Genomic DNA, 15,647 nt, shown 5'->3' with positions numbered 1-15,647 from the left:
GCTTAAAAGTCAAAAGGGTCAGCGAGTTCCTCTTTGGTATATTCTGCAAGCTCAGGAGATTGAAAGGATGAGCGATAATGCAAATCGGTGTCGAATGCCGTTTCGGCACCGAGAGCAAAAGCTCGTCTGATCTTTTCACAACATTCCAAAGACCGCACAAGCCTCGGATCGCAGACTACCTTATAGCACCTCGTTCGCTTACAGTAAATGACCCTCCCTCTTGGGTAATGATACATATCGTCAGTATTGAAGCGCGACTCGAAAAGCCCCCACAGTTCAAAGTGTCCGATGTTCAGGCCCATGAATTCACCCGAGTCTTCCACATGAACACCCTCAAGAGGTTCTGCCATACCAACAATGCCCTGTTCTGTATACCAAAACAAAGCAACCTTGCCAAAGCTCGTAGATTCTGAGCCATCGCTTTTTAGCTGCTCGCTTTCTCCCATCAGTTGATCGGCCTCGGCTTTCCTTTGTTACGAGTTCATCCGAAAATTATCATACGCTTCAACCTTAGCCTATAACATGCACAAAATAATCCTCACCACCACTCATAAGATAGGGTTAATCCAAATGAAAGGTGGTGTTGCAATGTTTAAATACAGCATCAAAGAATTACCCGAAGACAAAGTGCAAGCTCCCCATATCGAAGAATCCAATGAATCAAGCCAAGTTCATTATTACAAGCTGACCCTTGAACCGGGGCAAACGATCATTGCGCCTGCTAAGCCAAGAGAGTTCAAATTCTATGGCTGTGAGGTAATGAAGGAACTTGAGAGCATCAAAGACAAAATCATCGAGATAACTCTTGAGGACTTCGACTACGCGAACGGCAAAGTTCGAGCTGTTACTGCAAAAACACTGGAAGTAGCATGTCCCCACTGTCACCATACTATGCTTCTTAGCAGTTGGGGTTGGAAAGTATGCCACGACAAATCATCTCAATCGATCATCACCGATCCCGCGGAAGCCATGTCTGCACAATTGGAAAGAAACTATTGCCTAAATGGCCTCCGAACTTGCAGAGACGTTGAAGTCATCGAGAATCCCCTTTCGAGGGATGGCCACGTAGGATCCGATCTTTTTATGCTTTTTCAGGCTTTCATTGAAGGAGGAGGCAAAAGTCTAGTCATTCGATCTTATGCGGATCGAACAAGACCGATTCCGTGGCCCGGAGGTCCAGCCGACCCCTTCGATCATCCCTCAATACACTATCAAAACGACAATACAGTCCGGTTCGGGTCGATGACCGAAAACCTCAAAACGCTCTATGGCTGCCACAACTGCGGAGCGGTTTTTTTCGCGATCTACAACCCTTCGGAATCCGACAGAGAGAGCATTGATGGATTCCGACTCAAAGGACTCGTTCCGGAACGCCTAGATGCAAAGATCTCAAAAAACCAAGATATTGTTAGCTTTGCATTGTCAGACCTAGACGAACACACACAAAGACTTTATCAATGGAACCGTGAGACAGGAGATTTCTTGATTGACGGGCAGACGCTCGCCTTTAATGAAGATGTCAAGCTCGATGCTAAGACCATAATACATCCCGTCCCTGCCCAAAAGATAACAAAGATAACCCTTCGCAATGATGCCACTGACTTTGATGCGGCAGAGTTTGATCAAGCGAACTATTTCACTATAAAATTTCCTGATGCGATTCCTGATTTTTTGGAATTTGCCGGCATGGACAAACCAGGCATTCAAATTTCGCTCGACAATATAAAGATCGCTGCAGACAGTGTGAGACCTCACGCTCTTTTGGATACCATCATCAATCTCTCGTTAGCAAATCGATTCCAAGGCTATCCAATTAATTTTTTCAGGATAATTTGGCCAGGTAGATATCACAGAGAAAAAGCTTTTTCCGAACTAGCACGGATCTTCTACGACTGCAAAGCGCTTCCTGTCCAATATGAAGAAGCATGCTTACGCATCAAGGATATACGGGTACCCGAGAGAGGCGTAACCACCGATGGCTGTCCAATGCCTCACTTTTACCTGATGCACATACTTAAGCACGCGGAAGAAATCTTCGATACGAATTAGCTGTAGCCAGCTCCTCTAGAGCAAAAACTGAGCTCAGCTTCTCGAAAAATGATGGGTAATATTCTGCCCATCGTTTTTTATAACATGCTTATTATCAGGCATAAGGAAGCGAAGGAGAGTCACAATGCGTTTTTTCGAGATACAGGGAAAAGTTCGCAAGATCGATCTTGAATTCGATACAGAAGAATTCAGGAACATCGACCATTATCTGAGACGAGGAGATTTCAGCAACCAACTTTACAAGGCAACAAAAGACCTCAACAGAAACTTTGAGCAAGGTACATTCTTGACCATTGCCCAAGTAAGTTCTGTAGATTTTTCCGCTTGTGCCCTCATTGAAAGCGACTCCGATCTGACCGCTGCTACCGAACAGCTTCTGAAGCGAGTGAGCATCTACGCCTCAAACTGTACTGCGCAAGAAGTAGACTTCGACTCTTTCAGGCGTCTACTCTGCCGCGCCGACCGAAACTGCTTTATCGAAGATGATAATGAAATCCTGATTAGCTATGGACTTGATGAGATTTACGATCTGCGCAGGATACACTTAGGCGCACACTTCGATGAGAGCATCATAGAGCCCTCAGCAAAGAAGACCGAGCGCACCCAATGCGCTAGACTTCTAACCTCAAAGGGTCTTCAGGATGAAATCGCCCGAATTGAAGCAGCAAGAACAGCCAAGAATGTGTTTGGGCATCCTGTTCACTACATCATCCAAACAAACGACAAGGAAACGAGACAAAAGACGCTCGATCTGCTCCTCAGCAGCCTTCTTAAAAACAATCGGATCTCCAATCGACGTATTTGCAACATTGTCTTAGATTGCACAACTCGAGAGCGATTCACCCAGTTGTTCACAGATAAGCTTTTCTCCCTGAATAAAGGAGGAGCGATTGTTGCATCTTTCAATCGCTTCCAAAATTTCGACAGCGATCGAGCTAATAACACTCTTGAGAACATCGAGACCCTCTGCGAAAGCGTAAAGAAATACCGAAATGATGTATTGGTTGTACTGCTCCTTCCAAAGGAATGCACACGGCTCAAGGATAACTTATTCGAAAAGCTTGGCTGCTTGAGCTTCGTCGAAATAGAGGAAGTACCAGCCGATACCAAAAGAGCAAAGCGTCTCTTGCGGACAATGGCTAAAGACAAGAATATCCCCACGGATGATGAGCTATATGCAAAAGTTGAAACCGACAAGACCTACCTCATCGAAGAACTGCGCATCATGTTCAATGACTGGTTCAATAAAAAGCTCAGAAAAGAAGTCTACCCCCAGTATGCTCAATTCCAAATGGTGAAGATGGAAGAGGTAAAAGAAGAAGCTAGAGGCACTGCTTACGACGAGCTTATGGGAATGATCGGCTTAAACGAGGCAAAAAAGATCATAAACCAGGCGATCGACTTCCATAAAATGCAGAAGTTCTTAGCGGCTCAAGACATAACTCGCGAACGTCCTTCGCAGCACATGATCTTTACCGGCAATCCTGGCACTGCCAAGACTACTGTAGCCAGATTGTTCGCACGGATCATGCGAGAAAACGAATTGCTGTCTTCTGGACACATCATCGAAGTTGGACGTGCTGATCTAGTAGGAAAATATGTTGGACATACAGCTCCTCTAGTCAAACGCTGCTTCGAGCGCGCACAAGGAGGTGTCCTTTTCATCGACGAAGCTTATTCACTCGTCGAGGATCGAGACGGCTGTTTTGGAGATGAAGCAATCAATACCATCGTTCAGGAAATGGAAAACCATCGCGATAGCGTTGTGGTTATCTTTGCCGGATACCCTGACAAAATGGAACAATTCTTGCAGAAGAACCCGGGTCTTCGGTCGAGAATCGCATTCCACGTGCGCTTTCCCGACTACACTACAGAAGAGCTTAGCCAAATTGCCTCGATAATTGCCTCTAAAAAAGGGATGACTCTATCCAGCGACGCCGCAAGCAAACTGTCAGGCATCTTTGATGCCGCCCGAAAAGAGGAAGATTTTGGAAACGGTCGCTACGCTCGATCCCTTATCGAGAAAGCCATCATGGCGCAATCGTCTCGCATTATCAATCAAGACTTGGAGACCCTCAACAAAACAGAACTTAACACGCTCTGCGCAGAGGACATTGATGAGCCTACCCCTGCGCATAAGAAGACCCCTAAGCTCGGATTCTGCGCATAGACACCAATCTACGAAAGCAATCCTAGCAGCAAAGCTTCTCAAAGCAGCTCAAGAAGGAGGGATAACAAGTGTCGTCAGAGGCAAACCGAAAGACGAACAAGCAGGAATTTGCTCCGATACCAAAGTATCAGCGTACCTGGATCACTCCCCAAATAATTCAGAGAAAGATCGAGACAAATTCAGCGCTCGATTACGTCATGGACAATCTCGACTCCATCTATGCGATAGACCTTTCATTTCCCGTGAAAGGTCTATCACTTCCGGAGGTGTATATAAAGCAACTTGAGGCCTCCTGCCCTTTTTGCGACAAAGGAACGAACCAAATACTTGCGAGGAGTCAATGGCTTCACCTACTTGAGCGGACAAATAAAAGCGTCGAGAAAATTTCTGCGATCGTCGATATCGACCTTGAGCGAGAGAGACGATATCTTGTCGATATCGAAGATATCGTGATGAACATGCTCAACGACCAGCTTTTCAATTTGCCCAACGGTGCACAATTCGTATTAGATCGAGAAATCGAGAATCAGGATCGCTTCTACATCAACGAGAAGGACCTAGAGGCATTCACCCCGAACCAGATACGAATTCATCTCTCTGGTTCTCCGCAACAAAATATCTCGATATGCTCTCACCCGAACATAGCTGGGACATACCAATGCTCGAACTGCGGCAAGCCATTTGGCGTCGCGCTATTCAATGAGATTGGCAACGATCCCCTAGATAACGAGACCTTGATCAAGGGGGCAATAGAAAAATGCTCAAACAAGAAACGGACCAAAGGACCTCAGCCCGTAGAAATAAATAAAGATAGCATAGTACTGAGAATCAACGACACGGCTCACGATCACACTATAGAGCTCCAAACAAAAACCGGTCTTACCAAAATCGATGGAGTGAGATTCGATGCGGGCAATGATGTCTTAACTGAGCTCTTAAATTGTATTTCTGTCTCACAGATATTTAACGATAGCCAAGTTGTCCGTAGCGTCATGAGCAAACTACCCCCTTTACCAAGCGAGGTAACAAGATGGGCAGGATGTCATAACCTAAAACTACTTATACTTGCAAATAGGTTTGTCGAATATCCCGCGACCTTCTATGAAACACTTTTAACCGATTCCATCTTTTTCGAAATAATCGACCTTCAAAGCGGAATCCCCCGACTCTATTCTGATATTGAAGCCGCCTATGATATGACTGGGTTACCAAAGAAGAAATCTCTTCGGCGCTCACTTTTTAAGAATCCCCTTCTACTTTTTAAACTCTTACGTGCGGATGACCTCCCCTTCAGGAACGTAGACAATATCAACAAGCTTCTAGCCAATCCCAACCTTGATAAGATCCTGAAGAGCCTAGGTCTCTACAATGATTATTTTTGGGAGAAAGGTAAATGTCTTGCTGGGTGGAATGAACTAATCAAGATCAAAGGCGAGAATAATGTTTTTTCTCTTCTGAAGTCTTCCTCCCTGAATGCTATTCAAAGAATAACGGACTGTTTCAGGCAATATTGCTTGATAGATTCAACTGAAGCAAAAGAAGAGATTGCCAACACGCGAATGCGGGATCTTCCAAAGATACTTCCTATAATCTTGTGGATCGAGAACAATCCCCATGACAACATCGACAAAGAGTGCCTGTATTCAAAGGAACAAAGGAACCTAGAAACCGTAATAGATGATTTTTCTTTCTGTCTTCCGCGCTGTCCAAGAGACTACATTTTAGCTGGAATCGAACTTCACAACTGCATGGGCCGTATAGCAACTATTCATTCTCAGGTTCCTCATCGAACCTATATCCTCATAAAACGGGATAGGAAATTTGTTGGTGGAGTTATGATCGAAGATATGAGAGTGATCAAAGAAGCCTACGCCAAATGCAACGATCCCCTCGATCAGGAAAAGGGATTAAAAGAAGCCTGCATAAAATGGGGAGAAATCAATAATTTAACTTTTGAAGCTTTCGCTGTCTAATTTACGATATGAAAAAGTTTTGCAGCCCATTTGCCATCTAACTCCAGAAGAATTTTCACACCCCTTAATCCTTAATACACAAGAGCAGCTTCTTGTGTCTCGGATTCTGAATAACCTATTTCCCATGAAACAGCATTATTCAAATTGTTTCTTATCCTTTATCAAGCAAGAACAAAAACTCTTTGTGTGGTTCTTCAATCTTACTTAGCCACTCATTTGTCCATTTCATTTCAGCCATAACATTTTTCTTGTAGTCAATTTCTTTAACAAGCTTAATATCGCCGTTGTCGGATAACGCCTTAACCAATTCTTGAGCAGTTGCCCTTCCCCCTGAACTATACGAAAGAACAACCCATCGGGAATTAACCTCTTCGATTAGTCTCTCAATTGCTTTAACGGCAATAAAGTTGCCCTCAGAGTCTTTTCTAAATTCTTCAAAAACAGATCCTGCAACAGTGTCTGAAGTGTCTTTGCGCCTATTTGCTTTTCCGAATAGATCCGGCTTGTCATTAAGACAAATTGTTGTCCAAATATGATAGTAAGATGCGTATCTGACTCGAGAAGGCGGCATCTTCTCGTTATTCGACCCATAAGGGGGATCCAAATAAGCAACATCCGCGGTGACGTATTTAGTTAAATCAAAGACATCCCCACATAAAACCCTATTTCGGGAAGCGGAATTAGGCCATATTTGCGGAACAGTCAAAAACAAATCGTTGTACGAACGAGGAGACCAGTCTTTAAGATACGAAGCAAAATGACCTAATGTGCTATCCACCTTATCCAATGCCAAAATTAAACTTGTCAATGCAACCGATTTATCGATCTCGCTGAGTTCAAGCCTATCTATTTCCTCACGTATTGCATCTAATTTTCGGGTATTCTTACTTTGCCAGGGACGTTTTATGCCACATTCAGAAAAAGGCTTATCTGATCCATAGTTTTCAGTGAACCAGCCAGAAATTGGAGGCATGCTATTAAGGTGATCGATCAGCTCTTGGTAATACCCAGGCTCGTTTTCGTTCATCAGATAGCAAGTGGCAAAAACTTTTGACCACTCTGCACGATCCGATGAAATAACTTCATATCCGCTTTTTGATAAAGCCTGTGAAACACGAGTAGTCCCTGAAAACGGATCCCACACTGTTTTGGCAGAGAGAGAATTTATGATTCCTAAAATATCTGGCAATAGCTTTAGCTTTGATCCAGCATATTTTATTCCCTCTGTTTGAATGCTTATTTTCGGTTCTCCGAAGAGGGCATCTTGAATCATCCTTACGCCTCGCTAGACTTAATCCTGGTTATATCCTCATCGATACGAATCAGCGCGTATTCGTGCCCCTTTTCAGAAGCGACTAAAGCATGAGAAAACAAATCTAAAAGGGTAGTATTCGTGGTGTATTCTATCCATCCACCCGATACGCTAAAGAAATAATCTGAAGCAGTCCTCGTATTGGTCCAAAGACCGCGCTGAAGAGCGTTCGCGGAAGCTCCACCATATCGCACTTCACATATGTAGTTATCTTCAGCATCATAAAACCGATAAACTGGATGCTTTCGACGACCTCCTTCACTTACTTTTTGAATCCGCATAGTGTTTTGAATAGCCTTTTCGTAATCGAAAACCATGATATTGCATTGCATCTTCTTTTCATCGTATATCAAAGGCAAAACGTTAATAGATTGAAATCCCTTAAAAGCGAAATGATTAAAAATATTCGCAATCGCTAAGGGATCTGTAATTTCAACTCCCTCCTGCTCAAGCCTTGGAAACATAACGGAATTCTTATCAGTTGATAACTGCAGCGGCCCAACACCATAAGCCTTCAAGCTAACAGGCAATACCACTCCAGTAATCTCATTCGTTACTAAAATGTCTTCTTCATGATTCTTAGATCGAAAAAGATCCTTCCCAACATGAGTAGATTTGTAGTCATACATATATTGGTTTATAAACTCTGATACTGCAATTTCTGCCAAATCGCCATGAGTTTTGTTTCCTATTTGTCGCATCGTAAAAATATTACTCAGCGTCATGACCATTAACCCAGGATTCTTCTTAATTAAAACAGCAAGACGCTTAATAAAATCCTGATAATCCATAAATTGTTCTATCCTTTCCAAGCTGACGTTGTCTCTAGGAAGCTTTTTTGGCACCAACAAGATCCCATATGAGCAAAAGTGCATAATCATTTCGACCATATATTATCTTACCAAGCGCACTTGTTTCATCATATGCCCGAATCAGAAAACCAAATTAGATTATCTGTATTTGCCTATAAGACGCCAAAACAAAAGGCCAAAAAGCGACCATAAATTTCATAGGGACAGAAAAATATATCATACCGCTCCAATCAAAACCCTACGATAATGAACATGACTGATCTCACCCAAAAAGCACGAAAAATGCTATCGAATCAAAGGGAGGATTTTCCGACAAGCTTTCCCTGCATTCGGACCATGACAAGAGTGTCAAGTTTACAATTGGACAGATTTATCACCGAAACGTCAAGTTGTTCCAGCATGTTCTCCTACATCCAAAGGTTCTTTGGATGTAGGATTCCCTTGGTGCACTTTGATTCGAAAAGAGACGACCGACTCCCCTATATGCCACTTGTCTGCTTCTATCTATAGCTAAAAACTAGGCAAGAAAATTCATAACCAAAGACACCATGATCTCTTTCTCTTCAGGTTTTGACTCTGCGATCATAATCGTAGTGGCAACAAGCGCACTATCGCTCACCCTTTTCCGACCACCGCGATAAAGAAGACCATTTCGAGCAAGGAAATACAAAAAGACTACCGCTGCGATTCGCTTATTTCCATCGTGAAACGAATGATTCTTCACGATGAAATAAAGTAAATTCGCTGCTTTTTCTTGAGTTGACGGATAGAGATCTTGGCCAGCAAATGACTGATAAACCGCAGCAATGCTGCTTAGGAAAGAATCATCTTTTTCAACACCAAAAAGATCGCTTTCATTTCCGAAACGAAGCGTCGAGATCAACTCGCGACACTCTTCATAATTCAAGACATAGACACTTTCACTCCCCGCAGGCTTAACAATACACTGATGATCATAGTCATCAAGAAGGTTAAGGGCAGAGGCGTAGCCCTGCACCACTTCAAGAGCCATATTAGTATCGAGATCTTCCATTTCGTTCTCCCCTGTTGCTTTCTTTTTGGCGGCACTCCTATATTTTAAGAAATGCCGTTGGTTGTCTACTTGAATTATCAAAAAACTATGCGTAAAAAGTTACTCATTATTTTTGAGACGCTTATCTCGGTAAAAGGGTAAACGTGGGCCGGTTCATAAAGGCCAGTTCATAAAGGACACATCACAAGGAGGCTACAGTGAAAGACGATATTGAAAACAGCAACGAACAGAAACTCGAGAATGATACCGAAACCCGAGAGCTGTTCAATACACTCTGCGAAGAGCTTGAGGGCGTCATTCCTGAAGATATCTTCACCAAGATCAAAGAAATTAAGCCCGTCGAAGCCGCCATCATGTTATTGTGGCAATACGGAGGCTGCATTCGACTCAACAATCCAGAAGTAGACCTAAAGTGCGAATACGAATTCCCCGAAGAAGTCAAGGAACTAAACGACGCTGTGGAGTCCTACTCTTTCGCCATTGCCGAAACACCCTTTATCGCGCTTGCTCAGGCGGCAGCAGCAGAGCAAGATTTCAACGAAGAGATCATCATGTCGCGAGACCTGAAGGGCTACGTTCCGCTCGTTATCGAAAAGGACGGCAAGGTGCAGCATGTTTGCCTAGTAAACTACGAAGATCACACCCTTGAAAGAACGATGAATCTTGGTCTAAGGCTCGATATTGACATGACCGGAAATCCCCAAGAACAGGAAACAGCCATGGCAGAGGGTATGAGAGGTCTTGAACAGTACCTGGATGAACTTAAGAAGAGTATGGAAAACCCACCAAAGCTCTTTGAGGATCCAGACGAAGAAAGAGCCGTGGACACCTGGGCTAAAAAGCACTCCTATACTATTCAGAGAGTCTTCAGAGCAAGTATGGATCGATATTTTTAGGCTTTTAGAACAAACAGGAGATGAAAGATGAGCAACGATCAAGCATTCAATTCAGCAGATTCTAGCAATGAGCCTAGGAAAGAAGATATCGAGGCCCTTCTCGATGGCATCAAGGCAGCGCTGGAAAACAATCCAGACTGCAGTGAGGGTTTTGTCAATGAATTCGGCGACTTCACACTAGCCATACCCCTCAATGGCGGACAAAAGACTTTGGATAATTTCATGGAGAAGCAGGAACTGCGGCAATACTTAGCAGATATTTCTGGGGCCATCGCATCGAAAATATCAGCAGAAAATGACAAAGGGCCGACATGCTGCTTCACGGGCCACAGACCAAAAAGGGTCCCCTGGCTCACTGACGAGGAAGACCCTCGCACACGTAAGCTTAAAGACACCCTAAGATCACTAATTGACAACTTGAGCCTTCATGGGGTTAGTCGCTACATCGCAGGTAACGCAGAGGGTTTCGACACTATCGCCGCCGAGACCGTCCTAGAGAGCAACGAGTACTTAGAAACCGCAAAAATCTGGGACGGAGTTCCAGAAGAATGGCTCCCTGCGGAGTTAGAGATCGCTATCCCATTCGAAGGGCACAACAAAGGCAACCAACGTATCAAAGATCTACAAGACCAAGCAGCAATTGCGCACGTTGTATCCCATGAGAAAAGCCGCACTCAAGCATTCCTCGCGCGGGATAGATATATGGTCGATTGTGCTGATATCGTTGTCGCGTTTGTTGACAACGAGGACGAAAACGTAGAGAAGAGTGGCGCATTTTACACTATTGATTACGCAACGAAGCAGCGAAAAACCATCATCCTATTCAGCCCCAGTTGGTTTGGAAACGACTGGCCGAACACACGCGGAATAGCCTTCCTTCAACCAGAATAAAGACAAACCGAGTGCCCCCTGAAAACAAGTAACCAAGATACCCGCGAACCCCAGAATCCCGAATCAAGCTACCTTGCTAAGACTGCATAATGGATCGTAAATATCTTCATCAAAGGTTACATCAATCTTAATGTTGCCGAAGATTTCGTGCAAATAGGCACGAAATGGAGCGTAGCCCGTATTCACTCTAACCGGAAGTTCAGCACTAAACGAACCATCCGTACAAACGATATTTAAGCACACAGAATCCATCCCTGAGCAATACTCCAGCGCGGTTTTCAATCGATAGGCCCTCACACTAGTCAACTCCTGTGCCTTCAGCGTTACAGTTGCTTTCTTCATCATCTCGCGCGCTGGAGGCATACGCTTGATAGACTCAATTGAAACAGCGCCGCCAGATGAGCTTTTGGGACTTACGCGAATCCTCACAAGACAGCCTTCGCATAGATGAAGCCCTTTGAAGGCTTTCTTTGTCAAAACGAATCGAATCCTATCTGCACGATATGCGTCTTCAAAAGTCGCGTTGACAATATATCCCTTACGTTTCGTAAGTTCGTCAACATCATATACTCCTTCGATTCGACTAATTCGCCCATAGCAAACCAAGGCATTGTCTTTCGAGCGCTCAGAGTGCTGAATTCTAAGAGCCTTTTTGTAGGGAGCAAGCTGAATCTCAACAGGATGATCCAGCAATGCTTGGTTTTCCATCTCCCGCATGAGCCATGCTGTCTCATGTATCTCCCTACAAGTAATTCTTTTTTCAATCTGAGAAAAAACCCGAAACATCGGCTTCGGTACTACTGGATCCTCAACTGAGATTTCAGATCCCGCCGACAGCTGCATCTCGCAGTCCCAATATTCGTCAAGCAATTCTAGCGTCCTTTGCGGGTCTTCTCCGCAGTTCCAATTGAGCAAAGATGTTCGAGTTTGCCCAAAAGAATCGAAAGCGCCGCAGCGAATGAGATTCGTAAGACCATCATTGTTTCTATGAATACGAGGGATCCTGCCCAGAAAGTCACAAAGCCCATTGAATGGAGCATTTTCGCGCTCATGCAGAATAGCCCCTACCTCTTCGCGAGATAATCCCCAAACAGAATCAAATCCCAAGCGAAGACAGTTATCGTCAACGCTCATGTTGCTAACTGATCGATTGATATCCGGCAACAAAACCGGCGTACCTCGCTCAAGCAGAGAAAGATGCTCTTCATTAAGATGTTGAGCAATATTCATTCCATCCTCCATCACCACACGAATCCTGGCGTTGATGTAGGACAAGAATATGAAAAGTGATGAGGAGCAAATTCCCCACCACTTTTAAGCAGATCAGTCTATCGTTTTTATTCGCTCTTCCTTTTTCTAAGAGCTCCCGCTATTTTCTTCAAGGGTGCTTTGGTAGATACTCGGCTTCATACCAGTTGCGAAATGCAATCACATTCTCTGCCCTTGGCGGCGCACATAACCCCATTCGTCCCCTCCTTTGAGTTGGAAACATACCGCCATACTCCAAAGCAGCCTCGTAAATACGATCAGCGTCTTTATAGTACCTTCCAAGCGTCACACTTTTCGAGCTTCGGCCTCGTCGAGCAATGTCTTGCAAAATACCCCGCACACACTTCCATTTTCGATACCACTGGCCTTTTACTTTGACCATAAAGCCTGAACTGTCCTCCGCTACAATTCCTTCGATATGTTTTCCACGGAAAGTCCAGTCCTCGTCTTCAAGATTATTCACCCAAACGCAAAACTCTTTAAAATTCTTTACTGTATCAAGCAGCTGCTTCGATTCAAAGCCAAACCGATCAGCGATATCTCGCAACTCAAGGTATGGCAACTGCTCGAAATGAATATCGTTGCGCACGAGCGCCAGCATGACCAAACGGGGCTCATCATACTCCACTATGTGCGGACTGTCCTGTGGCTCAATTACTTCGAAAACGGCCGATAGATCATTGTCTTCCAGATATCTAGAAAATTCAGCAACTCTTCCTCCTAGCCGTGATTCTAGCCGCAGCGCAAATCGCTGAGCATGCTCGCTTTTCGGAGTGGTCTTCGATGCAACAAACAAACCATCTTTACCATCACTGGCGCATATTCCCAAATAGCCGTTTTCTTTCAAATAAATGTCAACCGGAAACCGAAGGCTTTTGCTAAGCTCGCGCAGCGATGTTTCTGGCCGCTCCTCCAAGTTGAAGAACTTGTCATAAGAGCGCGCCTTGATCTTATTTGCCTCAGTGTCGATGAAAAGTCCGCGCGCACGAATGGTCTGACTGTTCCATTTACCCTTCAGGAACGCCTTATCTGAAAAGTTGAAGCTCGAAACTTCGTCAAATCGCTTTTCGATAATACAGTTATTGGCGCGGAGAGCTGCAACAACGTGGGCAACATCGTCCTCGTTGTTCTGCGCAGGATCAGATGAATCTGAATCGACATGAAACACCTTGTTCTCTATCTCCACTGTGGTGATCTCGCCACCCTGAAAACGGACACACCTTATTTCACCACCGTGCTCCACTCCTCCTTCGAGACAATAGACTCGTTCATAGGGATGAAAACTCCCGTTACTATTAGCACGATGGCCATGAACAAGAACGATTCCACTACTCCGGGAGAAGTCTTCCCAGACTTCTTCCACTTTATCGATGTCCTTATAGACGCCAAAGCCATTGATTAGATCATGAGCCGAAACATAGCCGAAAGGATCAGGGATGCAGGAAATACCCCCATGGCAAGCAAAGATCTTCTTCTCGCGATACTCATAATAGCCAAACTGACCAAGGCGGCGAATGAACTGGCGAACCTTTTTGGGTTCGATGGCTGCCCCTTCGATTTGGTTTCGCGTCTTTTCAAAATCTGCTCCACGACCTTCCCCAGAATTCGCCCACAAAGCCAATGTTTTTTCATGATTACCCTCAAGAAGGCGCACATTCTTCCTAGATGAAATGCGCATAAGATAGTCAAGGACTTGCGCGTTCTCTATACCTCGATCAAGATAGTCTCCCAAGAAAACGTAAAGCTCATCCTCGTTAAGGAAGTCGTCTTCGGAATTACCCCCGATACCCTTCAGCAGGTCCATAAGCGCGGTATAGCATCCGTGGATGTCGCCTATGAAATTAATAGCCACATATTCATCTACGTTATGGAGCGTAGGCTCGTCAATCTGCTGCTTGGCCTCGTCAGGCGTGAGCACCGGAATGGACTTTGGCACGGCCGATCTTTTGAACTTGGTATACATCCTTCCGATAGAGTACTCTGGCACCTGGCTGTACTGCGCACGCTTGTGATTGCGTTTTTCGCACTCAGCCATCCCGATCGTAGTAAAATCCACTACATAAACCCTATAACGATACGATTCGGCAAGATTTCGAAATCGCGATGAATCGTGCATGTCAGCCATAGTCGAATCAAGGATAGTAGTAAGCCCCTTCTGCATGCGGGCCTGAACTAGCTCTCCGACCTTATGCCACACCGCCTTGTCACTTCGCTGAGATATAGAAGGCTTGCCGCCCACATCGAACTCAAGACCCGCCTCCGCAAGCCGCAACGAATCAGGGCAAACAGTAAGAGGTTCGTATCCGTTCTCGCGAATCCAAGTACTTTTGCCCGATCCCGGTGCTCCTCGCAGTAGATATAGTGCTCGCATACTAGTTCCTCTCGCTGTATTAAACCTAACTAATATCCGAAAGGAATTATTACGCTTACGATGAGGAAATAAATACGCATACAGTTCTATATTATTCCAGATATACAAGGTAAACGGACTCAAAGGAGGCCTCACCATGAAAGCTCAAGCGATATACACCGATCGTCTCATTCTCAAACCCGCCAACAATGATTCGGATCTCACTGCCTACAAGCGGTTGCTTGAGCCAAGCGAGTATTATTTCCAGTTCGGATACGAATATGACGAACACCTGCTTGATGACTACGATTTCACAAGCCTTGGCGTTATCTGCTATTCAGCATTCTTAAAGAACTCCGGTGAATACATTGGCTATGTCGGCATCAGGCCCACTGACAACAAGCCGGAAATAGGCGAAATCGAGTACTTCATCTCTAAACCCCACCGAGGTAAAGGCTTTTGCCATGAAGCTGCAGCGGCTTTGATTCAGGCGTTCAAAGATGGGGAGCTTACTGAAATAAAAGGCATATCAGTGTTTGCTGAAATCATCCGAGAGAACACTCCTTCTGCACACGTGCTAACAAGACTAGGATTCGATCTCGAGCACACGAGCTTGATACTCTACCACATCCCTGACCAAAATGAGGAAGACGGGTACAAAACTGAAGGCAAATCCGTCAGCACATACACCCTAGATCTTTGCTCCTGGTGCCCTTCTTCGCGCGAAGATGGTTTCAGGATTCCAGCACAAAAACAACTTCGCGCTTGCGCATAAAGAGAACCCTTATGATGGATTTCGAAATACGCGTTTCCCTTTATTGCAGCTCATGCTTAGAGCGCTTATCGGATCTTTCTACAGACGATGGGTTGAGTCTTTCGAGTCAAAACGCCA

At 44.7% G+C, this 15,647-nt stretch carries 12 protein-coding genes; 6 read left to right on the top strand and 6 right to left on the bottom strand.

Annotation, left to right across the window (positions count from 1 at the left end):
* Positions 1-2 precede the first annotated feature (2 nt).
* Entirely contained in the window at positions 3-446 is a 444-nt protein-coding gene (locus NFR25_RS06135; protein ID WP_251198369.1) for a hypothetical protein, read from the bottom strand.
* 124 nt (positions 447-570) lie between these two features.
* Between NFR25_RS06135 and NFR25_RS06130 the strand changes: the two genes are divergently transcribed.
* From NFR25_RS06130 to NFR25_RS06120, 3 genes are all read left to right on the top strand, one after another.
* On the top strand, positions 571-2,049 hold the full coding sequence (locus NFR25_RS06130) for a hypothetical protein (protein WP_251198368.1): 1,479 nt from the start codon (positions 571-573) through the stop codon (positions 2,047-2,049).
* Positions 2,050-2,173: 124 nt separating this feature from the next.
* The gene (locus NFR25_RS06125) at positions 2,174-4,219 is read left to right on the top strand and encodes an AAA family ATPase (protein WP_251198367.1); all 2,046 of its coding nucleotides are present in this window, start codon (positions 2,174-2,176) and stop codon (positions 4,217-4,219) included.
* A 68-nt stretch (positions 4,220-4,287) separates the two neighbouring features.
* The gene (locus NFR25_RS06120) at positions 4,288-6,192 is read left to right on the top strand and encodes a hypothetical protein (RefSeq protein WP_251198366.1); all 1,905 of its coding nucleotides are present in this window, start codon (positions 4,288-4,290) and stop codon (positions 6,190-6,192) included.
* Between the two features lie 151 nt (positions 6,193-6,343).
* On the opposite strand, the gene NFR25_RS06115 is transcribed toward NFR25_RS06120, so the two are convergent.
* The 3 genes from NFR25_RS06115 to NFR25_RS06105 form a co-directional block, all read right to left on the bottom strand.
* Positions 6,344-7,465: a DNA adenine methylase gene (locus NFR25_RS06115; RefSeq protein WP_251198365.1), complete on the bottom strand. Its 1,122-nt coding sequence runs from the start codon at positions 7,463-7,465 to the stop codon at positions 6,344-6,346.
* Between the two features lie 2 nt (positions 7,466-7,467).
* Positions 7,468-8,295: a hypothetical protein gene (locus tag NFR25_RS06110; RefSeq protein ID WP_251198364.1), complete on the bottom strand. Its 828-nt coding sequence runs from the start codon at positions 8,293-8,295 to the stop codon at positions 7,468-7,470.
* Positions 8,296-8,833: 538 nt separating this feature from the next.
* Positions 8,834-9,349 (bottom strand): type II toxin-antitoxin system death-on-curing family toxin, encoded by a 516-nt coding sequence (locus NFR25_RS06105; RefSeq protein ID WP_251198363.1) that lies wholly within the window; start codon positions 9,347-9,349, stop codon positions 8,834-8,836.
* Between the two features lie 197 nt (positions 9,350-9,546).
* On the opposite strand from NFR25_RS06105, the gene NFR25_RS06100 reads away from it, so the two are divergent.
* Both NFR25_RS06100 and NFR25_RS06095 read left to right on the top strand, forming a co-directional pair.
* Complete coding sequence (locus NFR25_RS06100) at positions 9,547-10,245, top strand: hypothetical protein (RefSeq protein ID WP_251198362.1); 699 nt, start codon at positions 9,547-9,549, stop codon at positions 10,243-10,245.
* Between the two features lie 27 nt (positions 10,246-10,272).
* Positions 10,273-11,136, top strand: coding sequence for an SLOG family protein (locus NFR25_RS06095; protein ID WP_251198361.1), 864 nt, complete (start codon positions 10,273-10,275; stop codon positions 11,134-11,136).
* A gap of 63 nt (positions 11,137-11,199) precedes the next feature.
* Here the strand turns inward: NFR25_RS06095 and NFR25_RS06090 are convergent, their stop codons facing one another.
* Together NFR25_RS06090 and NFR25_RS06085 are read right to left on the bottom strand one after the other, a co-directional pair.
* Positions 11,200-12,366 carry a helix-hairpin-helix domain-containing protein gene (locus NFR25_RS06090; RefSeq protein ID WP_251198360.1) on the bottom strand — a complete coding sequence of 389 codons (1,167 nt, stop codon included), beginning with the start codon at positions 12,364-12,366 and terminating at the stop codon, positions 11,200-11,202.
* Between the two features lie 148 nt (positions 12,367-12,514).
* A complete protein-coding gene (locus NFR25_RS06085) occupies positions 12,515-14,776 on the bottom strand; it encodes an RNA ligase (RefSeq protein ID WP_251198359.1) in 2,262 nt (753 codons plus the stop codon).
* A gap of 136 nt (positions 14,777-14,912) precedes the next feature.
* Between NFR25_RS06085 and NFR25_RS06080 the strand changes: the two genes are divergently transcribed.
* Positions 14,913-15,530, top strand: coding sequence for a GNAT family N-acetyltransferase (locus NFR25_RS06080; RefSeq protein ID WP_251198358.1), 618 nt, complete (start codon positions 14,913-14,915; stop codon positions 15,528-15,530).
* The last annotated feature ends 117 nt before the right edge of the window (positions 15,531-15,647 follow it).

This window comes from Anaerotardibacter muris (genome assembly GCF_943192915.1).
GTDB classification, from domain to species: domain Bacteria; phylum Actinomycetota; class Coriobacteriia; order Coriobacteriales; family Eggerthellaceae; genus Anaerotardibacter; species Anaerotardibacter muris.
The sequence above is the reverse complement of the archived record's forward strand: the minus strand, read 5'-3'. Positions and strand labels throughout refer to the sequence as shown.